Source organism: Amycolatopsis sp. NPDC058340 (assembly GCF_042723975.1).
Lineage (GTDB): Bacteria > Actinomycetota > Actinomycetes > Mycobacteriales > Pseudonocardiaceae > Amycolatopsis.
The window spans coordinates 92,072-114,573 of record NZ_JBHXIB010000025.1 but is presented as its reverse complement, the minus strand read 5'-3'; the positions used below and the strand labels follow the sequence as shown (position 1 = coordinate 114,573).

Sequence of the window (22,502 nt, the reverse complement as noted above, 5' to 3'; positions counted from 1 at the left end):
ACCCCCCCCACTCCCGCGGGCCGCTCCTTTGTTTTAAAACCCACTCAGTTGGGGCCCCCCCGCCGGCGGGGGGGGGTGCCCCAAACCCCACTTTCGAGACATATGACGTCCCGAAAGTGGCTTTCGCGACAGGTCGAAACCATTCTTACCACTCAGCCGGGTTTCAGCACATTGTCGATGAAGGCGAACATTTCCTCATCGTCCGCCGATTCGAGTTTCCCGTCGATTTCCGCGGCCGTGTCCTCGCCCCCTTGGAGCGTGCCGAGAAGGGCCCGCAGCCGGGCGGTGAGCCGGGCCCGTTCGGCCTCTCCGGGGTCGGCCGCGGTCAGCGCGGCGGCGAACCGGTCGAGTTCGGCGTCGAGGCCCGGTCCGGCGGCCTCGGTGGCCAGTTCGGCCGCCAGGTGGGCCGCGAGCGCTCCGGCGTTGGGCCGGTCGAACACGAGCGTGGGCGGCAACCGCAGTCCGGTCGCCTCGGCGAGCCGGTTGCGCAGTTCCACGGCGGTCAGCGAGTCGAAGCCCAGTTCGAGGAATCCGCGGTCTTCGGCGATCGCGTCGGCCGACTCGTGCCCGAGCACGGCCGCCACCCGCGCCCGCACCACTTCCAGCAGCAGCCGGACACGTTCGGCCTCCGGCTTCCCCGCGAGGTCGCGCTTCAGCGCCTCGGCCGTGCCCGACGCCTCCCCCGCCCGTCGCGCGGGGACGCGCACCAGGCCACGCAGCAGGGCAGGGATCTCGGCGGCCGCGCGGCCCCGGAACGCGGTCAGGTCGAGCTTGGCGGGGACGAGCAGCCCGTCCCGGCCGGCCACGGCGGCGTCGAACAACGCCAGTCCGTCCTCGGTGGACAGCGCGGTGACACCCGCACGGGCCATCCGGCGGACGTCGGTGTCGTCGAGTTCGCCGGTCAGCTTGCTACGTTCCGCCCAGAAACCCCAGGCGAGCGAGACCCCCGGCAGCCCCTCGGCACGACGCCGGAGCATGAGCGCGTCGGCGTACGCGTTGGCCGCGGCGTAGCCCGCTTGCCCCGGGTTGCCGAAGACCCCGGCCGCCGAGGAGAACACGACGAATTTGCGGACCGGCCCGGCGAGTTCGTGCAGCACGCGGGCGCCGTCGGCCTTCGGGGCCAGCACGGTGCCGAGCCTTTCCGGGGTCAGGCCGTCGACGAGCCCGTCGTCGAGTACGGCCGCGGCGTGCACCACCGCGGTCACCGGATGGTCGGCCAGCAGTGCGCGCACCGCCGCCGGATCCGCGACGTCGCAGGCCGCGACGGTGACCTGGGTGCCGTGGTCCGCCAGCTCCGCGACGAGGTCTTCCGCACCGACGCCCGTCCGCCCGGTCAGCACCAGTCCTCGCACGCCGTGCCGGACGGCGAGGTGCCGGGCCAGCGCCTGCCCGAGCCGCCCGGTGCCGCCGGTGATCAGCACGACGTCGTCGGGCGTCCAGTCCGGTTCGTCAGCGTCGGCGGCCGCCACCCGCGCGAGCCGGGGTACCAGCGGTTTGCCGTCGTGGACGGCGACCTGCGCCTCCCCGGTCGCCAGCGCGGTGCGGACCTCGTCCTCGGTCCGCGCGTCGATCAGCACGAACCGGCCCGGATTCTCGGACTGGGCCGACCGCACCAGACCCCAGACCGCGGCCGCCACGGGATCCGGCGACGCGCTCGCCACCGCGCCCGACGTGAGCACCACGGTGGTGGCCGTCGAATCCGCCTGGATCCGCTTAAGGACCTCCTCCAAGACAGGCCGCAGTTCGCCTTCGGGGCAGCGCCACACCACCGGCTCCTCCGGCGCCGACCCCACCGGAGCGGGCACCCAGTCGAGCCGGAACAGCGAATCCCGGTGGCGTCCGAGCTGGGCCGGGGAGATCGGGCGCAGCCCCAGTTCCCCGACGGTCAGCACCGGGGCGCCGGTGTCGTCGGCCACGGTGAGCGAGCCGCCGTCGGCGGTCGGGGCGAGCCGGACCCGCAGTTTCGACGCGCCCGTGGCGTGGAGGGTCACGCCGGACCAGGTGAACGGCAGGCGCACGGTTTCGCCCTGGGCTCCGAGGCCGAGGGTGTGCAGGGCCGCGTCGAGCAGGGCCGGGTGCACGCCGAAGCGGTCCGCCTCCTCGCCCGCGGGCAGGTCGACCTCGGCGAACACGTCGTCACCCTGGCGCCACGCGGCACGCAGTCCCTGGAACACCGGGCCATAGGCGAGGCCGAGTTCGGCGAAACGGTCGTAGAGATCGGTCACCGGCACTTCGGTGGCGCCGGGAGGCGGCCACTCGGCGAGTGACACCGTCGACGGAGTGCCCGCGGACAACGTGCCCTGGGCGTTGCGGGTCCACGGTTCGGCGGAGTCCTCCGGCCGCGAGTGCACGGACACGGCACGGCGGCCGCGCTCGTCGGGCTCTCCGAGCACGACCTGCAGCGCCACGGGCCCGTCGAGGACGAGCGGGGCTTCCAAGGTCAGTTCGTCGACGCTGTCGCAGCCGGCCTCACGCCCCGCGCGCAGGACGAGTTCGACGAACGCCGTACCCGGCAGGAGCACGGTGTCCAGCACGGCGTGATCGGCGAGCCAGGGATGCGTCTCCGGCGAGATCCGGCCGGTGAGGACGAGACCCTCGCCGTCCGCGAGCGGCAGGGCGGCGCCGAGCAGCGGATGGTCCACCACCGTCTGCCCGAACGCTGACGCGTCCCCGCTCGCGGCACCCGGTTCGAGCCAGAACCGCTTGTGCTGGAAGGCATACGTCGGCAGGTCGACCCGTTCGGCGGGCGGGAGCACAGCGGACCACTCCGGACTCAAGCCCTGGGCGTGGGCCTCGGCGAGCGACAGCACGAACCGCTCCGCGCCACCCTCACCCCTGCGCAAACTTCCCAACGCCACAACATCTTCACTGATCCCAGGCACCAAAACCGGATGCGGACTCGTCTCCACGAAGAACCGGAAACCGTCCTCCACCAAACGATCCACCGTCCGAGCGAACTGAACAGTCCCCCGCAGATTCCGGAACCAATACCCAGCATCCAATTCCAGAGGCTCATCGGTCACCGTCGAATAAAACGGAATCACCGGCGCCTGCGGCGAAATACCCGCCAACGCCGACACCACATCGTGCTCGATCGCATCAACATGCGCCGAATGCGACGCGTAATCCACCGGAATCCGCTTCGCCCGCACATCCAGCAGCTCACACCGCTTGATCAGCGCCTCCAGCCCAGCGACATCCCCCGACACCACCACCGACGACGGCCCGTTCACCGCCGCCACCGACACACCCTCGGGCAGCAACTCCCGCACCCGGCCCTCCGAGGCAGCAACCGACACCATGCCACCGAGACCCGACAACGCCAGAATCGCCTTACTCCGCAAACACACCACCCGCGCCGCGTCATCCAACGACAACGCACCAGCCACACACGCCGCAGCGATCTCACCCTGCGAATGACCCACCACCGCAGCAGGCTCCACACCACACGCCCGCCACAACCGCGCCAACGACACCATCACCGCGAACAAAACAGGCTGCACCACATCAACCCGCTCCAACGCCGCCGCATCCGACAACACCTCGGACAACTTCCAGTCCACAAAGGACGAAAGAGCCGCCTCACACTCGGCCATCGACTCCGCGAACACCGGAGCCGACAACAACAACTCCTCCGCCATCCCCACCCACTGCGAACCCTGACCCGGGAACACGAAAACGGCTTTACCCGGCTCGGCCACACCGGTCACGACCCGCGCGGCGGGTTCACCGTCGGCTAGGAAACGCAGGCCGCCGAGCAGTTCGCCGAGGTCTTCGGCGAGCACGACCGCCCGGTGCGGTAACGCCGACCGCGTGTCGGCGAGGGCTCGCGCGACGGCCTTCGGGGAGGGCTCGCTTGCCAGATGTGCCGTCAGTTTCGACGCCTGAGCACGCAAAGCCTCCTCACTCCGGCCGGAAAGGACGAACGGCAGAGCCGCGGATTCGAGCACCCGAGTGTCCACAAGGGACTCCGACTCGACGGGTGGCGCCTGCTCCAGGATCACGTGCGCGTTCGTGCCGCTGATCCCGAACGACGAGACCCCGGCCCGGCGTGGTTCCCCGGTCTCCGGCCACGGTTGTTCCCCGGTCAGCAGCGAGACCTCGCCCGCCGACCAGTCCACATGCGACGAAGGAGCGTCGACGTGCAGGGTGCGCGGCGCGATCCCGTGCCGGATGGCCTGCACCATCTTGATCACCCCGCCGACCCCGGCGGCGGCCTGCGTATGCCCGATGTTCGATTTGAGGGAGCCGAGCAGCAGCGGGCGTTCCCGGTCCTGGCCGTAGGTCGCCAGCAACGCCTGTGCCTCGATCGGGTCACCGAGCGTGGTGCCGGTGCCGTGTCCCTCGACGACGTCCACCTGTCCTGGCGAGAGCCGGCCGTCCGCGAGCGCCTGACGGATGACCCGTTGCTGCGCGGGACCGTTCGGCGCGGTGAGCCCGTTCGAAGCGCCGTCCTGGTTGATGGCACTGCCCCGCAGCACCGCGAGGACCGTGTGGCCGTTGCGCTGGGCATCGGAAAGCCGTTCCACCAGCAGCATTCCGACGCCTTCGCCCCAGCCGGTGCCGTCGGCCGCGTCGGCGAAGGCCTTGCAGCGGCCGTCCGCGGCCAGCCCGCGCTGACGGCTGAAGTCGACGAACGCGGCGGGATGGGTCATCACGTTCACCCCGCCGACGAGGGCGAGGGTGCATTCCTCCCGCCGCAGGGACTGCGCGGCGAGATGCAGCGCGACCAGCGAAGACGAGCACGCCGTGTCGACCGAGACCGCGGGTCCCTCCAGACCGAGGGTGTAGGCGATGCGGCCGGAGGCGACACTGCTGAAGTTCCCGTTGCCGAGATAGGGCTCCAGTTCCGGCGGGATGTCGGTGAGCACGCCGGTGTAGTCGTTGTGGATGACGCCGGCGAAGACGCCGGTGCGGCTGCCGCGCAGGGCCGCAGGGTCGATCCCCGCGCGTTCGAGCACCTCCCACGCCGCTTCGAGCAGCAGCCGCTGCTGCGGATCCATCGCCTGGGCCTCACGCGGCGAGATCCCGAAGAACGCGGCGTCGAAATCCCCGGCGTCGTAAAGGAATCCGCCTTCGGAGACGTAGGTCTTGCCGGGGGTGTCGGGGTCGGGATCGAAAAGCCCGCCCAGATCCCAGCCCCGGTCGCCGGGGAACTCCGACAACGCGTCGGTCCCCGAGGCGACCAGGTCCCACAGCTGTTCGGGCGAGCGGACCCCGCCGGGGAAGCGGCAGCTCATCCCGACGACGGCGATCGGCTCGTGCCCGGCCTCCTCCAGCTCGACCAGCCTGCGCCGCGCGCGCCGCAGCTCACCGGTCGCCCACTTCAGGTTCTCCAGCAGTTTCTCATCGCCAGACACGGGTCACGACCTTCCGAATTCCTTGTGCAAGATGTCGAACAGCTCGTCGGCGCTGGCGTCGGCCAGATCGCCGTCGCCCTCGTCCCCGGCCGGGCCGCGGGCCTCGGTCCACCGGGCGAGCACCGCGCGCAGCCGGTCGGTGATCCGGTCCGCGGTCTCGTCGTCGGTGACCGCGGCGGCCAGCGCGGTCTCCAGCCGGTCGAGGTCGGCCAGCACCGCCACCTCGGGCTCGTCGCCCGCCGGTTCGCCCAGTTCCGTCAGCAGATGCCGGGCGAGCGCGGCCGGGCTCGGCTGATCGAAGACCAGCGTGGACGGCAGCCGCAGCCCGGTCGCCGCGCCGAGCCGGTTGCGCAGCTCGACCGCGGTCAGCGAGTCGAAGCCGAGGTCGCGGAAGGCCAGCTCGGGGCCGACCTTGGCGACCGACGCGTGGCCGAGCGCGGCCGCGGCGTGCGAGCGCACCAGGTCCAGCAGGAACGGCTCCCGGTCCGCGGCGGGCAGGCCCGCCAGCCGCTGGGCGAGCGACGGTCCGCCCGTGGTGGCCGCTCCCGCGACCCGCTTGGCCGGTGCGCCCGCGAGAACCCGCAGCAGGGCGGGCACTTCGCCGCGGAGCGCGCTGGTGTCCAGATGCACGGGCACCAGCGCCGCGACGTCCCGTTGCCCCGCCGCGTCGAACAGCGCCAGACCGTCCACAGAGGACAGTGGGCTGACCCCGGATCGCTTCATCCTGGCCACGTCCGCCTCGTCGAGGTGTCCGGTCATCGCGCTCCGCTCGGCCCAGAAGCCCCACGCCAGTGCCTGCCCGGGGAGCCCGTCGGCCCGGCGATGCTGGGCGAGTGCGTCGAGGAAGGCGTTGGCCGCCGCGTAGTTCCCCTGCCCGGCGGCGCCGAACGTCGCCGCGGACGAGGAGAACAGCACGAACGCGGCCAGTCCGAGGTCGCGGGTCAGTTCGTGCAGGTGGACCGCGGCGTCGACCTTCGGCCGGAACACGGTGCCGAGCCGGTCCGGGGTCAGCGCCGGGATCAGCCCGTCGTCGAGCACGCCGGCGGTGTGCACCACGGCGGTCAGCGGATGCTCCGGCGGCACGGAGCCGAGCAGTCCGGCGACGGCGGCGCGATCGGCGACATCGCAGGCCACGACGGTCACCGTGGCCCCGAGACCGGTCAGCTCCGAGACCAGGTCCCGCGCGCCTTCGGCGTCGAGCCCGCGCCTGCTGGTCAGCAGCAGATGACGGACGCCGCGTGTGGTCACCAGATGCCGGGCGAACAGGCCGCCCAGCACGCCGGTGCCACCGGTGATCAGCACCGTGCCCTCGGGGTCGAGGACGGCGGGCGGCTCCAGCACGATCTTGCCCGTGTGCTTGGCCTGGCTGAGGAACCGGAACGCCTCGGGGGCGCGCCGGACGTCCCACGCGGTGGTCGGCAGCGGCCGGATCACGTCCTTGCCCGCCAGTGCCAGGAGTTCGCCGAGGATCTCCTGGATCCGGTCGTGCCCGGAGTCGATCAGGTCGAACGCGCGGTAGGTGACGCCGGGATACGCGGCCGCGACCTCGTCCGCGTCGCGGATGTCGGTCTTGCCCATCTCCACGAACCGGCCGCCTGCGCGCACCAGTCGCAGGGACGCGTCGACGAATTCCCTGGCCAGGGAATCCAGCACCAGGTCGACCCCGCGGCCGCCGGTCGCCTCGCGGATCTTGTCCTCGAAGTCGAGGGTCCGGCTGGACGCGATGTGGTCGTCGTCGAAGCCCATCGCCCGCAGCGTGTCCCATTTCGCGGGGCTCGCGGTCACGTAGATCTCGGCGCCGAAGTGCCGGGCCAGCTGGACCGCGGCCATCCCGACGCCACCGGCGGCGGCGTGGATCAGCACGGTCTGCCCCGGCCGCAGCTCGCCGAGGTCGGCCAGGCCGACGTAGGCGGTCAGGAAAGCGACGGGCGCCGACGCGGCCTCGGTGAACGACCAGTCGTCCGGGACGGGCGCGATCAGCTTCCGGTCGGCGACGGCGACCGGGCCGAACGACGCGTCGAACATGCCCAGCACGCGGTCGCCCGGCGCCAGGTCGGTGACGCCCGGGCCGGTCTCGGTGACCACGCCCGCGCCTTCCCCGCCGATGCCTTCCTGCCCGGGCACGAGCCCGAGGGCCACCACGACGTCCCGGAAGTTGAGCCCGGCCGACCGCACGGCGATGCGGACCTGCCCGTCGGCGAGCGGGGCCAGCAGATCGGGCCGGTCTCGCAGCACGAGGTTCTCCAGGGTGCCGCCGCCGAGCGTGTCGACCGTCCACGCGCCGCTGCCGGCGGGCGGGACGAGCGCGGTGTCGGCGGACGCCTTGACCAGCCGCGCGCCGAGCACCGTTCCGGCCCGCACTGCGAGCTGGGGTTCGTCGAGCGCGAGCGCCTCGGCCAACCCGGCCTCGGAGCCGTCGGAGTCGAGAAGGCCGAACCTGCCGGGATTCTCCTCCTGCGCCGTGCGCACGAGACCCCAGACGGTCGCGTTGGCCGGGTCGGACACCGGTTCGTCCGCGGCCACCGAGACCGCGCCCGAAGTGCGGAAGACCAGCCTGGCACTGGAGAACCGCTCGTCGGCCAGCCAGTTCTGGACGAGCGCCAGCGCGTCCCTCGCGGCGGTGTGCGCGCCCTCGGCGAGGTCGCCGGTCACCGGTGCGCAGGTCGTGAGCACCACGTCGGGCGACGGCCTGCCCGCGTCGAGATCCTCGGCGAGCTCCGCGAGATCCGCGCAGTCCTCACCGAGCACGACGATCGACGGCGCGACGACGTCCTTTGTGGACAGATCCGTCCACTGGACCTGGAACAGCGACTCCGCCGGATCCCGCCGGGCACCGGCGAGCTGCGCCTCCGCGACCGGCCGGAACACCACGGAACCGATCGAGGCGACCGGTGCCCCGGCGGCATCGGCGAGAGTCACCGTCACCGCGTCCTCCCCGGCCGGGGAAAGCCGGACCCGCAGGCTCGGCGCGCCGACGGCCGGCAGCGAGACCTCGTTCCATGAGAACGGAAGCCGGATCCGTCCGTCGTCGGGGAGCAGCCCGAAGCCCAGTGCGTGCAGGGCGGCGTCGAGGAGCGCGGGATGCAGGCCGAACGCGGCGGCCTCGGCGATCCGGTCCTCCGGGAGCGCGACTTCGGCGAACACGTCGTCGCCCCGGCGCCACGCGGCACGCAGCCCGCGGAACGCCGGACCGTAGCCGTAGCCCAGTTCCGCGAGACCTTCGTAGTGGCCTTCGAGGGAGATCGGTTCGGCTCCCGTGGGCGGCCACTGGGTCAGGTCCGCCACGGGTGTTTCCCCGTCCGCGGCGAGCAGGCCGGTCGCGTGCCGGATCCATTCCGTGCCAACGGTTTCATCCCGGGAGTACACGGCGACCTCGCGGGTGCCGTCGTCACCGGACGCCCCGACCGTCACTTGCAGCCGCGCGGCCCCGGACTCCCCGAGGACGAGCGGCGCCTCGATGGTCAGCTCGGCGATCCGGCCGCAGCCGGTGCGCTCCCCCACCGCGAGCGCCAGGTCGACGAACGCCGCGCCGGGCAGCAGCGGCGCGCCGCCGACGGTGTGATCGGGCAGCCAGGTCTGGTTCCGCGCCGAGATCCGGCCGGTGGCCACCAGGCCGTCGCTGCCGGCCAGCGGGACGACGGCCCCGAGCAGCGGATGCCCGCCGTCGTCCAGACCGGCCTGCCCGTGGTCGGCGGAAGACCGCGTCCGCAGCCAGTAGCGCTCGTGCTGGAAGGCGTAAGTGGGCAGGTCGACGCGAACACCGGGGGTCAGCGCCGCCCAATCCGGGCTGAGCCCGTGGACGTGGGCTTCGGCCAGTGACGTGAGGAACCGCAGCGGCCCTCCTTCGTCCCGGCGCAGGCTGCCGACGGCGACGGCGCGTTCTCCCGCGTCCTCGGCGGTGTCGGCGATCCCGGTGACCAGCACCGGATGTGGGCTCGCCTCGACGAAGAACCGGAAACCGTCGTCGAGCAACCGCCGGACGGCTTGTCCGAAGTGGACGGTTCCGCGCAGGTTCCGGAACCAGTACGCCGCGTCCACGACCGGATCGAGCGGCTCCCCGGCCACCGTCGAGTAGAACGGGATCTCCGGAACCCGCGGCTCGATACCGTCGAGTGCGGCCAAGACGTCCTGTTCGATGGCGTCGACGTGCGCCGAATGCGACGCGTAGTCCACCGGAATCCGCTTCGCACGCAGTCCGCTCGCCTCGCAAGCGGCCATGAGCGCCTCCAGGCCGGCGACGTCACCCGACACCACCACCGACGCGGGACCGTTCACCGCGGCGAGCGAGACACCCTCGGGCAGCAGCTCGCGGACCCGCGATTCGGGAGCGGCGACGGACACCATGCCGCCCCGGCCCGAAAGCGCCGTGATCGCCTTGCTGCGCAGGCAGACCACCCGTGCCGCGTCGTCGAGCGACAGCGCGCCGGCGACACACGCCGCCGCGATCTCACCCTGGGAATGACCGACGACGGCGGCCGGTTCGACGCCACTGGCGCGCCACAGCCGGGCCAGCGACACCATCACCGCGAACAGGGCGGGCTGCACGACGTCGACCCGCTCCAGCTCGGCCGCGTCCGAAAGCACCTCGGTCAGTTTCCAGTCCACATAGGACAGGAGAGCCGTTTCGCATTCGGCCATCGATTCGGCGAACACTGGCGCGGAGGCCAGCAGGTCGACCGCCATCCCGGCCCATTGCGAACCCTGGCCGGGGAAGACGAACACCGGTTTCCCGCTGGTCGCGGTCCCGGTCACCACCGAACCCGACGGCTCACCCGCGGCCAGCGCGGCCAGCCCGGCGATCGGGTCTTCGCCGACGACGACCGCCCGATGCTCCAAGGTGGTCCGCGCGGTCGCCAGCGAGTAGGCGACGTCCACCGGACGTTCACCGGTCAGGAACGACTTCAGCCGTGCGGCCTGCGCGGCCACGGCCTCGGGTTCCTTCGCCGACAGCGGCCAGGCGACGACGTCACCGAGCAGGCCCGGCGCCGCTTCAACCGGTGTCTCGACCGCCTCGGCCTGTTCGAGGACGACGTGCGCGTTGGTGCCGCTCATCCCGAACGACGACACCGCCGCCCGGCGCGGGCCGCCGGTCTCGGGCCACGGGGTCGGCTCGGTCGCGAGCTCGACCCGGCCCTCGGCCCAGTCGACCCGCGAAGTCGGCGTGTCGACGTGCAGCGTGCGCGGCAGCGTCCCGTGCCGCATCGCGAGCACCATCTTGATCACCCCGGCGACCCCCGCCGCGGCCTGGGTGTGCCCGATGTTCGACTTGACCGAACCGAGCAGCAGCGGCCGTTCCCGGCCCTGGCCGTAGGTCGCCAGCAGTGCCTGCGCTTCGATCGGGTCGCCCAGTGTGGTCCCGGTGCCGTGCGCTTCGACGGCGTCCACTTCGGACGGTTCGAGCCTCGCGTTCGCCAGTGCCTGCCGGATCACCCGCTGCTGCGAGGGACCGTTCGGCGCGGTGAGGCCGTTCGACGCGCCGTCCTGGTTGACCGCGCTGCCCCGCAGCACCGCGAGGACCGGATGCCCGTTGCGACGGGCGTCGGAAAGCCGCTCCACGAGCAGCATCCCGGCGCCTTCACCCCAGCCAGTGCCGTCGGCGCCGTCGGCGAAGGCCTTGCAGCGGCCGTCGGCGGCCAGCCCGCGCTGGCGGCTGAACTCGACGAACGTGCCGGGTGTGGCCATCACGGTCACCCCGCCCGCCAGCGCCAGCGTGCATTCACCCTGCCTCAGCGCCTGGGCCGCCAGATGCAGCGCGACCAGCGAAGACGAACACGCCGTGTCGACGGTGACCGCCGGGCCTTCGAGACCGAAGGTGTAGGAAACCCGGCCCGAGGCGACGCTCGCCGAGGTGCCGGTGGCCAGGTAGCCCTCGACCCCGTCGGGGACCTCCGCCGAACTGGACACGTATTCGTTGTCCATCACCCCCGCGAACACGCCGGTGCGGCTGCCGCGCAGGGTCGCCGGGTCGATCCCGGCGCGTTCGAACGCCTCCCACGACGTCTCCAGGAGCAGCCGCTGCTGCGGATCCATCGCCAGCGCCTCACGCGGCGAGATCCCGAAGAAGCCCGCGTCGAACTCGCCCGCGCTTTCGAGGAAAGCGCCTTGGCGGGTGTAGGAGGTGCCCCGGCGATCCGGGTCGGTGTCGAACAGCCGCTCCAGGTCCCAGCCGCGGTCGGCGGGGAACTCGCCCAGCGCGTCCCGGCCCTCGGCCAGCAATGCCCAGAGCCGTTCGGGGGTGTCGGCGTGGCCGGGGAACCGGCAGCTCATCGCGACGATCGCGATCGGCTCGTCGGCCGTCACGGCCGCCTGCCCGGTCTCGGGCCCGCCCTGCGAACCGAGGACGCCTTCGCCGATGTGGGCGGCGAGCGCTTCCGGGGTCGGATAGTCGAAGATCAGCGTCGCCGGCAGCCGCAGCCCGGTGGCGGCGGTGAGCCGGTTGCGCAGTTCGACGGCGGTCAGGGAGTCGAAGCCGATCTCCTGGAAGGACCGCGTGGCCTCGACCGCGTCCGCCCCGGTGTGCCCGAGCACGGTCGCGGAATGGCCGCGCACGAGGTCGACCAGCAGCGCTTCCCGGTCGGCGGCGGGCACCGCGAGGAGCTTGTCTCGCAACGAGTCCGCGTCACCGGTGGATCCGCCGGACGCGGCGCGGCGTACCGGGCCGCGGGCGAGGCCGCGCAGCAACGGCGGGAGTCCCTCCGCGCCCATCGCGGTGACGTCCAGGCGCATCGGCACCAGGACCGGTTCCGCCAGCGCGCTCGCGGCGTCGAAGAGCCCCAGCCCGTCCTCAGTGGACAGTGCGGCGGTGCCGCTCTGGGCCATCCTGGTCAGTTCGGCCTCGCCGAGCGTGCCACCCATCCCGCCCGTCTCGGCCCACAGACCCCACGCCAGCGATCGCGCGGGCAACCCCCGCACGGCGCGCCGGACGCTGAGCGCGTCCAGGAAACCGTTCGCGGCGGCGTAGTTCGCCTGCCCGGCGTTGCCGAAGACACCGGCGGCCGAGGAGAACACGACGAACTCGGCGAGATCCGCGCCACTGGTCAGTTCATGCAGATTCAGCGCCGCGTCGACCTTCGGCCGCAACACCTTCGCCAGCCGCTCCGGGGTCAGCGAGCCGACGAGACCGTCGTCGAGAACCCCCGCCGTGTGCACCACCCCGGTCAGCGGATGCGCGGCCGGGATCCCGTCGAGGACGGCGGCGAGCGCGTCGCGGTCGGCCGCGTCGCACGCCTCGACCGTCACCGACGCGCCCGCCTCGGTGAGTTCGGCGACCAGCTCGGCTACACCCGGGGCGTCGTGGCCACGCCTGCTGGTCAGCAGCAGGCGCCGGACCCCGCGTTCACGCACCAGATGCCGGGCGAAGAGCGCGCCGAGGGCACCCGTTCCCCCGGTGACGAGCACGGTGCCGCCGGGATCGAGCGCGGCGGGCATGGTCAGGACGTTCTTGCCGACATGCTTGGCCTGGCTGAGGAAACGGAACGCGTCACGGCCGCGCCGGACATCCCAGGCGGTGACCGGCAACGGCGTCAGCGCCCCGGCGGCGAACAGCTCCAGCAGCGCGGCGAGCATCTCGTGGATGCGCTCGGGTCCGGCGTCGATCACGTCGAAGGGGTGGTACTCGACCCCGGTCTCCCCGGGTTCGCGGATGTCGGTCTTGCCCATCTCGGCGAACCGTCCGCCCGGGGCCAGCAGCCGCAGGGACGCGTCGACGTAGTCACCCGCCAGCGAGTTCAGGACGACGTCGACACCGCGTCCGGCGGTGACGGCGCGGAACTTCTCCTCGAACCCGAGGTCACGCGAGGAGGCGAGGTGGGCGTCGTCGAAACCATTGGCACGCAGGGTTTCCCACTTGCCCGGTCCGGCGGTGCCGAACACCTCGGCCCCGGCGTGGCGGGCCAGCTGGGTCGCCGCCATGCCGACGCCACCGGCCGCCGCGTGCACCAGGATCGACTCCCCCGCTTCGAGCCGCGCGAGGTCGAACAGGCCGTAGTAGGCGGTGAGGAACACGATCGGGACCGAGGCCGCCGTGGCGAACGACCAGTCCTCCGGCATCTTCGCCAGCGTCCGGTGGTCGGTGACGACCTGGGGCCCGAATCCGTTCGACATCAGGCCGAACACGCGGTCGCCGACGTCGAGGCCGGTGACACCGGGCCCGATCTCGGTGATCACGCCCGCGCCCTCACTGCCGAGGGTGGCCGCGCCGGGGTACATGCCCAGCGCGATCAGGACGTCGCGGAAGTTGAGCCCGGCGGCCCGCACCGCGATCCGCACCTCGCCCTTGGCCAGCGGCGCGACCGCTTCGGGTGACGGCACCAGCGTGAGATTCTCCAGGGTGCCGCGGCCGGTGGTGTCCAGCCGCCAGGCGCCCTCGGGCGGGGTCAGTTCCGTGGACGAGGCGGTGGTGGCCAGACGCGGCGCGAGTGCCCGGCCGTCCCGCAGAGCGAGCTGCGGTTCGTCGACGGCCAGGACCCGGCCGTCGGGCGGGGTCTCGGCGTCGACCAGCACGAACCGCCCGGGGTTCTCCGACTGCGCGGCGCGCACCAGTCCCCAGACCGCGGCGTGCGCGAGGTCCGTCACCGCTTCGCCCTCGCCCGCGGCGACCGCGCCCCGGGTGTGGACGACGAGCGGACCGCTCGGTTCGTCGTCGAGCCACCGCTGGACGACTTCGAGGACGGCGGCCGTCGTCTCGTGGACACGCTCGGCGGAGTCGCCGCCGAACGGCACGGAGAAAACGGACTCCAGGGCTTCACCGGTCTCCGGGAGCGGGACCGGACGCCAGCCGACCCGGTAGAGCGAGTCGTGGCCCTTGCGCGCCAAGGCGTCGCCCGAGATCTCGCGCAGCGTCAGTTCTTCCGCCGAGACGACCGGGCGGCCGGTGCCGTCGGCGACCAGGACCGCGAACCCGTCGGGACCGGACGGCCGCAGCCGGACACGGAGCCGGGTCGCGCCCGCGGCGTGCAGGCGCACTCCGGACCAGGCGAACGGCAGCCGTGTGCCGTCGTCACCGCCCGCGAGGCCGAGGGTGTGGAGCGCGGCGTCGAGCAGCGCCGGGTGCAAGCCGAACCGGGCCGCCTCAGCGTGCTGATCCTCCGGGAGTTCGACCTCCGCGAACAGGTCTTCACCCGCTCGCCACGCCGCCCGGAGACCACGGAAAGCGGGCCCGTACTCGAGACCGGTGGCGGCGAGCCGCTCGTAGACGTCCTCCACCGAGACGGCTTCGGCGTTCTCGGGCGGCCAGGTGGTCAGCCCGGCCGGTTCGGCGGCTCCGGCGGCCGAAAGCAACCCGGTCGCGTGCCGCTGCCAGCCGTCTTCGCCTTCCTCGCGCGAGTGGATCTCGACGGTCCGGCGACCGGTGTCGTCGGCCGAACCGACCAGCACGGACAGCTGCGTCGCACCACGCTCGGGCAGCACGAGCGGCGCTTCCAGGGTGAGGTCTTCGAGGTGGCCGCAGCCCGCCTCGTCCCCCGCGCGCAGGGCGATCTCGACGAACGCCGTACCGGGCAGCAGGACCACGCCGCCGACCCGGTGTTCGGCCAGCCACGGCTGGGCGTGCCCGGACAACCGGCCGGTGAGCAGGAACCCGCCGTCGCCGGGCAATGCCGCGGCCGCGCCGAGCAACGGGTGATCGGGGGTGCCGAGCCCGGCGGCGGTGACGTCGCCCGCCGCGCCGGCGGAGGAGAGCCAGAAGCGGCGGTGCTGGAAGGCGTAGGTGGGCAGGTCGACGGGACGGCCACCGCCGAGCAGGGCCGTCAGATCGACGTCCACGCCGTGCGTGTGCAGTCCGGCCACGGCCGTCAGCAGCGTCTCCACCTCCGGCCGGTCACGCCGAAGCGCCGGTACGACGACCGCGTCCTCGACGCTCTCCTTGGCCATGGCGGTCAGGACACCGTCGGGGCCGATCTCCAGGAACCGCGTGACGCCTTCGGCTTCCAGGAACTTGACCGAATCGTGGAACCGCACCGCGTCACGCACATGACGGACCCAATAGTCCGAAGTGGACACATCTGCCAGACCACCCGACACGATCGGGATCCGTGGCGCCGCATACGACAGGCCGTCGGCGACCGCGCGGAACTCCTCCAGCATCGGCTCCATCAGCGGCGAATGGAACGCGTGACTCACGACAAGGCGCTTGCTCTTCCGTCCCTCGAAGTGCGACACCACCGCGGCGACGGCATCTTCGTCACCCGAGACCACCACCGACTCCGGACCGTTGATCGCCGCCAACGACACCCGCTCCGTCAGCAGCGGAAGGACCTCGGCTTCGGTCGCCTGCAAGGCCACCATCGCGCCGCCGGTGGGCAAGGCCTGCATCAACCGGCCTCGCGCCGACACCAGCTTGGCGGCATCGTCGAGGGAAAGCACCCCCGCGACATGAGCCGCCGCGATCTCGCCGACCGAGTGACCGGCCAGGAAGTCCGGCCGGATGCCCCAGCTTTCGACCAGGCGGAAGAGCGCCACTTCAAGGGCGAACAACGCGCACTGCGTGTTCGCGGTCTGATTCAGCTCCTCGGCCGTCAGTTCCTTGATCGGCTGCTCGAACCTCGACGAGACCTCATCGAAGACCTCGGCGAACACCGGGAAACGCTCGGCCAGCTCACGACCCATCCCAAGTCGCTGACTGCCCTGACCGGTGAACAGGAACGCCGTCCGGCCCTCCGTCGCGCGGCCGGTGACGGTGAGGTTCTCGAGCCCGGCCAGCAGGGTTTCGCGGTCTCCGGCCACGACGGCGGCCCGGTGTTCGAGGGCCGCGCGGGTGGTCGCGAGCGAGAAGGCGACGTCGGCCAGGGCGGCGGGCGTCTCGGCCAGGAAGTCCCGCAAGCGCAGCGCCTGGTCGCGCAGGGCCGCCTCGCTCCCGGCGGACAGGACGAACGGCACCGTGCCGTCACCGGCCTCTGCGACCTCTGCCGGTGCGGGCCCTTGCTCCAGGACGACATGCGCGTTGGTGCCGCTGATCCCGAACGACGACACGGCGGCACGCCTGGGCCGTCCGGCCTCCGGCCACGGCCGTGCCTCGGTCAGCAGGGATACGGCTCCCGCCGTCCAGTCCACATGGGACGAGGGTTCGGTCACGTGCAGCGTCTTCGGCAGCATCCCGCGACGCATCGCTTCGACCATCTTGATCACGCCCGCCACCCCGGCGGCCGCCTGGCTGTGCCCGATATTCGACTTGATCGACCCGAGCCACAGCGCGGTGTCCTGCCGGCCCTGGCCGTAGGTCGCCAGCAGGGCCTGCGCCTCGATCGGGTCACCCAGTGTGGTCCCGGTCCCGTGCGCTTCGACGGCGTCCACTTCGGACGGTTCCAGTCGTGCGTCGGCCAGGGCCCGCCGGATCACCCGCTGCTGCGAAGGACCGTTCGGCGCGGTCAGCCCGTTCGACGCGCCGTCCTGGTTCACCGCGGAACCCCGGACGACGGCAAGGATCCGGTGCCCGTTGCGCTCGGCGTCGGAGAGCCGCTCCACGAGCAGCATGCCGACGCCTTCGGACCAGGACGTGCCATCCGCACCGTCCGAAAAGGACTTCGAGCGGCCGTCCGGCGCCAAGCCTCGCTGACGGCTGAAGTCGACGAAGGTCTCCGGGGTGGCCATCACGGTCACCCCGCCCGCCAGCGCCAGCGAACATTCGCCGCGCCGCAACGCCTGTGCCGCGAGATGCAGCGCGACCAGCGACGACGAGCAGGCGGTGTCGACCGTGACGGCCGGGCCTTCGAGCCCGAAGGTGTAGGAAACCCGTCCGGACAGCACGCTTCCGGAGTTACCGGTGCCGAGGTAGCCCTCGACGTCGTCGGGAACGACCGTGGCACCGGTGAGGTAGTCGTGGTACATCTGCCCGGCGAACACGCCGGTATCACTGCCCCTCAGCGTTCCGGGATCGATCCCCGCCCGTTCGAAGGCCTCCCACGAGACCTCCAGGAGCAGCCGCTGCTGTGGGTCCATGCCCAGCGCCTCACGCGGCGAGATCCCGAAGAAACCGGCGTCGAAATCCCCCGCCTCGTGGAGGAATCCGCCCTCGCGCACGTAGCTCTTCCCCGCCTTGCCGGGGTCCGGGTCGTAGAGGCCGTCGACATCCCAACCGCGATCGGCCGGGAAGAGCGAGATTCCGTCGCGTCCTTCCGCGACCAGCCGCCAGAGGTCCTCGGGCGAGGCGACCCCGCCGGGATAGCGGCACGCCATCCCGATGATGGCGATCGGCTCGTCGGCCACGGTCGTGGGCGTGTGAACCGGGACGCCGGGCGCGGCGCCGAACAGTTCGGCGGCGAGCAGCTCGGCGAGCGCCTTGGGGGTGGGGTGGTCGAACACCGCGGTCGCGGGCAGCCTGAGCCCGGACGCGGCGTTGAGGCCGTTGCGCAGTTCCACCGCGGTCAGCGAGTCGAAACCGAGCTCCCGGAACGGACGGGCCGGTTCGACGGACCCGGCGTCCCGGTGGCCGAGCACGTCCGCGACCTGGCCACGTACCAGCGCGAGCAGTTCCCGGTCCCGCTCCTCCGCGGGCAGGGTCGCCAGCCGGTCACGCAACTCCCGCGCGGCGGGGGCGGCCGACGCGGTCCGCCGGGACTTCCCGGCGAAGGCCCGCAGCAGCGGGACGTCGGTGACGCTCGTGCGCAGGGCGGGCACGTCGAGCCGCATCGGCACGAACAGTGCTTCCGCTGTCCCCACGGCGAAGTCGAAGAGGGTCAAGGCGTCGCCGACCGGGAGCGGCAGCAGACCGGAGCCCGCCATCCGCGCGCGATCGGCCCCGGCGAGCGCTCCCGCCATCCCGTCGCCGGTCTCCCAGAGCCCCCACGCGAGCGAGGTCGCGGGCAGCCCCCGTTCCCGGCGGCGCGCGGCCACCGCGTCGAGGGCGGCGTTGGCGGCGGCGTAGTTGGCCTGCCCCGCGCTGCCGAGCACACCGGCCGCGGAGGAGAAGAACACGAGGTGGGCGTCGCCGGCCAGTTCGTCCAGCAGGAGCGCGGCGTCCACTTTGGACCGCAGCACGGTCTCGAACCGGTCCGGTGTGAGATCCCCGAGCAGGCCGTCGTCGAGGACACCGGCGGCGTGGACGACGGCGGTCAGCGGAACGCCGTCGAGCAACGCCGTCAGCTGGGCGCGGTCCGCGACGTCGCAGGCGACGACCCTGGCCTCGGCTCCGAGGTCCGCCAGTTCGGCGGCCAGTTCGCCCGCGCCTTCCGCGGCGGGACCGCGTCGGCCGGCGAGGATCAGGTTCCGCACGCCACGGTGCGTCACGAGGTGCCGGGCGAGTTCGGCGGCGAGCGCGCCGGTGCCACCGGTGACCAGGACGGTTCCCGCCGGATCCCAGCCCGGCCCGGTTTCGCCCTCGCGCACCGGGGTGAGCCGCGGAACGCGGACCTCGCCGTCGCGCACGAGGGCTTCGGTCTCGCCGGAAGCCACGATCCCGGCCAGCAGCCCGGCCGTGAGCGCGGCGGGTTCTTCGGCGTCGACGAGCACGAACCGGCCGGGATACTCCTCCCGCGCCGAGCGCACCAGCCCCCAGACCGCCGCCTGCGCCGGATCGGTGAACGCTCCGCTGGTCAGGAACACCACGGGAGCCTCGCCCGGCTCCACGGCGATCTCCCAGGCGTGCGTCGTCGCATGCCGGACGTCCGCGAAGTCCACACAGGACTCGACGGCCGGTTCCGCTTCTCCGGTGGGCACCGCCACCGGCGTCCAGGTGACGCGGAACAGCGAGTCGCGGGGAAGCGAGCTGGCCGCGGCGGCCGGAGCCCGCAGGCTGAGCGCACCGACCGACAGCACCGGTGCTCCGGCGGGATCGGTGGCGAAAACGGAGACGGCGCCGTCGCCCGCGGGGCTGAGCCGGACCCGGAGCACGGTCGCGCCGTCGGCGTGCAGGCGGAGATCCGACCAGGCGAAGGGGATCTCCAGCCCCCGCGACTCGCCGACACCGATCGCGTGCAGGGCGGAGTCGAACAACGCGGGGTGGATCCCGAAGGTGCCGGGAGTGTCGTCCACCTGGACTTCGGCGAACACGTCGCCGTCGCGGGTCCAAACGGCACGGACACCCTGGAAGGCAGGACCGTAGCCGAGCCCTTCGGCCGCCAGATCCGGGTAGAAGCCTTCGATGTCGACCGGTTCCGCCCCGGAGGGCGGCCACTCGGTCATCTCGTCCTGTATGGACAGTCCAGTGCCGAGGACGCCGGAGGCGTGGCGCACCCAGACGTCGTCGTCCTCCGGCCGGGCGTGCACGGTGACCGAGCGCCTGCCCTGGTCGTCGGCGGCCCCGACCGCGACCTGCAGCTGGACACCGCCCTTCCCGGGCAGCACCAGCGGTGCTTCCAGATTCAGTTCCTCGACGGCTTCGCAACCGGCCTCGTCGGCGGCCGCGAGCGCGAGTTCCGCGAACGCCGTGCCGGGCAGCAGCACGGTTCCGCCGACGACGTGGTCCGCCAGCCACGGCAGCGTGCTCAGCGAGATCCTGCCCGTCAGCAGGATCTCGTCCTCGCCCGCCGGCCGGACAGCGGCGGCGAGCAGGGCGTGCGGCGACGCGTCCAGCCCAGCGGCGGAAACGTCTCGGTGCGCGGCACCGGATTCGAGCCAGAAGTGTTCGTACTGGAACGGATACGTGGGCAGGTCGACACGACGTGCCCCGGGGAACAGCGGCGCCCAGTCGACCTCGGCCCCATGGACGTGCAGTCCGGCGACCGCCGCCAGCAGGGTCGTCACCTCGGGCCGGTCCCGCCGCGACGCCGGGAACACGACCGCGTCCTCGGCGCTCTCCTTGGCCATGGCGGTCAGGACGGCGTCCGGCCCGATCTCCAGGAAGCGGGTGACACCTTCGGCTGCCAGGAACTCGACCGAATCGTGGAACCGCACCGCGTCACGCACATGACGGACCCAGTAGTCCGAAGTGGACACATTCGCCAGGCCGCCGGACACGATCGGGATCCGCGGCTCGGCGAAGGTCAACCCCTCGACCACCACACGGAATTCTTCGAGCATCGGCTGCATGAGCGGCGAATGGAACGCGTGGCTCACCACGAGTCGTTTGTTCTTGCGTCCCTCGAAGTGCGACACCACCGCGGTGACGGCGTCTTCGTCACCCGAGACGACCACCGACTCCGGACCATTGATCGCCGCCAACGAAACCCGTTCCGTCAGCAGCGGAACGACCTCCGCCTCGCTCGCCTGCAAAGCCACCATCGCACCACCAGCGGGCAAGGCTTGCATCAGGCGACCACGAGCCGACACCAGCGTCACGGCGTCTTCCAGCGAGAGCACACCCGCGACATGAGCCGCCGCGATCTCCCCGACCGAGTGCCCGGCCAGGAAGTCCGGCTTGATGCCCCAGCTCTCCACCAACCGGAACAACGCCACCTCGAAGGCGAACAACGCACACTGCGTGTTCGCCGTCTGATTCAGCTCCTCGGCCGTCAGCTCCTTGATCGGCCGCTCGAACCTCGACGAGACCTCATCGAAGACCTCGGCGAACACCGGGAAACGCTCGGCCAGCTCACGACCCATCCCGAACCGCTGACTGCCCTGGCCCGTGAACAGGAACGCCGTCCCGCCGTCCGTCGCCCGCCCTTCCACCAAAGTGGCGGTGAGCAGATCGTCCAGCGTGCCGACGACGGCGGCCCGATGCTCCAGCGCTGTCCGCGTGGTGGCCAGCGAGAACGCCAGATCGGCCGCGGTGACGTCCGCGTCCCGCGCGAGTTCCCGCACGCGCGCGACCTGCTCACGCAAGGCGGCTTCGCTCTTGCCGGACAGCAGGAACGGCACCGGGCCCCTGAGGGTGGAGGGCGGTTCTTCTTCGGCGGCGGGCTGTTCGAGGACGACGTGCGCGTTCGTCCCGCTGATCCCGAACGAGGACACCGCGGCCCGCCGGGGGCGATCCGTCTTCGGCCACGGCTCGGCCTCGGTCAGCAGCGAGACCGCACCCTCGGACCAGTCCACATGGGACGTCGGCGTGTCGACGTTCAGCGTCTTCGGCAGCACGCCGTGCCGCATCGCCTCGACGAGTTTGATGATCGACGCAACCCCGGCCGCGGCCTGGCTGTGCCCGATATTGGACTTCACCGAGCCGAGCCAGAGCGGCGTGGTCCGGTCCTGGCCGTAAGTGGCCAGCAGTGCCTGCGCCTCGATCGGGTCGCCGAGCCGGGTACCCGTGCCGTGCGCCTCCATGGCGTCCACATCGGACGGTGCCAGTCGTGCGTTCGCCAGCGCCTGCCGGATCACCCGTTGCTGGGAAAGACCATTCGGCGCGGTGAGCCCGTTCGACGCGCCGTCCTGGTTCACCGCGGAACCGCGAACGACGGCGAGGACGCGATGCCCGTTGCGTTTGGCGTCCGAAAGCCGCTCGACGAGCAGCATGCCCGCGCCTTCACCCCAGGCCGTGCCGTCGGCGGCTTCGGCGAACGCCTTGATCCGCCCGTCCGGCGCGAGCCCGCGCTGACGGCTGAAGTCGACGAACGCCGCCGGGTTGGCCATCACGGTCACCCCGCCCGCCAGCGCCAGCGAGCATTCACCCTGCCTCAGCGCCTGCGCCGCCAGATGCAGCGCGACCAGCGAAGACGAACACGCCGTGTCGACAGTGACCGCGGGGCCTTCGAGACCAAAGGTGTAGGAAACCCGGCCGGAGGCGATACTCGCGAAACTCCCGTTGCCGAGATACGGCTCGAGATCCGCGGGCGGCGTGCCCGCGATGGCCGAGTACTCGTTGTGGATGACCCCCGCGAACACGCCGGTCCGGCTGCCCCGCAGGGAATCCGGGGCGATCCCCGCGCGTTCGATCGCCTCCCAGGAGATCTCCAGCAGCAGCCGCTGCTGCGGGTCCATCGCCAGCGCCTCACGCGGTGAGATCCCGAAGAACGCCGGGTCGAACTTGGCGGCGTCGTGCAGGAAGCCGCCTTCCCGCACGTAGCTCTTGCCCGGTTTGCCCTGCTCGGGGTCGTAGAGCCCGTCGAGGTCCCAGCCGCGGTCGGCCGGGAATCCGGTGAGGCCGGTGCGTTCCCCGGCGACCAGGTCCCACAGTTCCTCCGGCGAGCGGACCCCGCCCGGGTAACGGCAGGCCATGCCGATGATCGCGATGGGCTCGCCGGTCAGGCGCCGGTTCTCCCCGCGCAGGCGGTCGGCTTCCTTCAACGCCGCCCGCAGGGCCTCGACGACCTTGTTCTCGGATGTGGACATCGC

At 72.1% G+C, this 22,502-nt stretch carries 2 protein-coding genes; both read right to left on the bottom strand.

Annotation, left to right across the window (positions count from 1 at the left end; all coding sequences use genetic code 11):
- Positions 1-152: 152 nt before the first annotated feature.
- The gene (locus ACFWIW_RS25580; RefSeq protein ID WP_378370773.1) at positions 153-5,360 is read right to left on the bottom strand and encodes an SDR family NAD(P)-dependent oxidoreductase; all 5,208 of its coding nucleotides are present in this window, start codon (positions 5,358-5,360) and stop codon (positions 153-155) included.
- Positions 5,361-5,363: 3 nt separating this feature from the next.
- Positions 5,364-22,499 carry an SDR family NAD(P)-dependent oxidoreductase gene (locus ACFWIW_RS25575; RefSeq protein ID WP_378370772.1) on the bottom strand — a complete coding sequence of 5,712 codons (17,136 nt, stop codon included), beginning with the start codon at positions 22,497-22,499 and terminating at the stop codon, positions 5,364-5,366.
- Between the last annotated feature and the right edge of the window lie 3 nt (positions 22,500-22,502).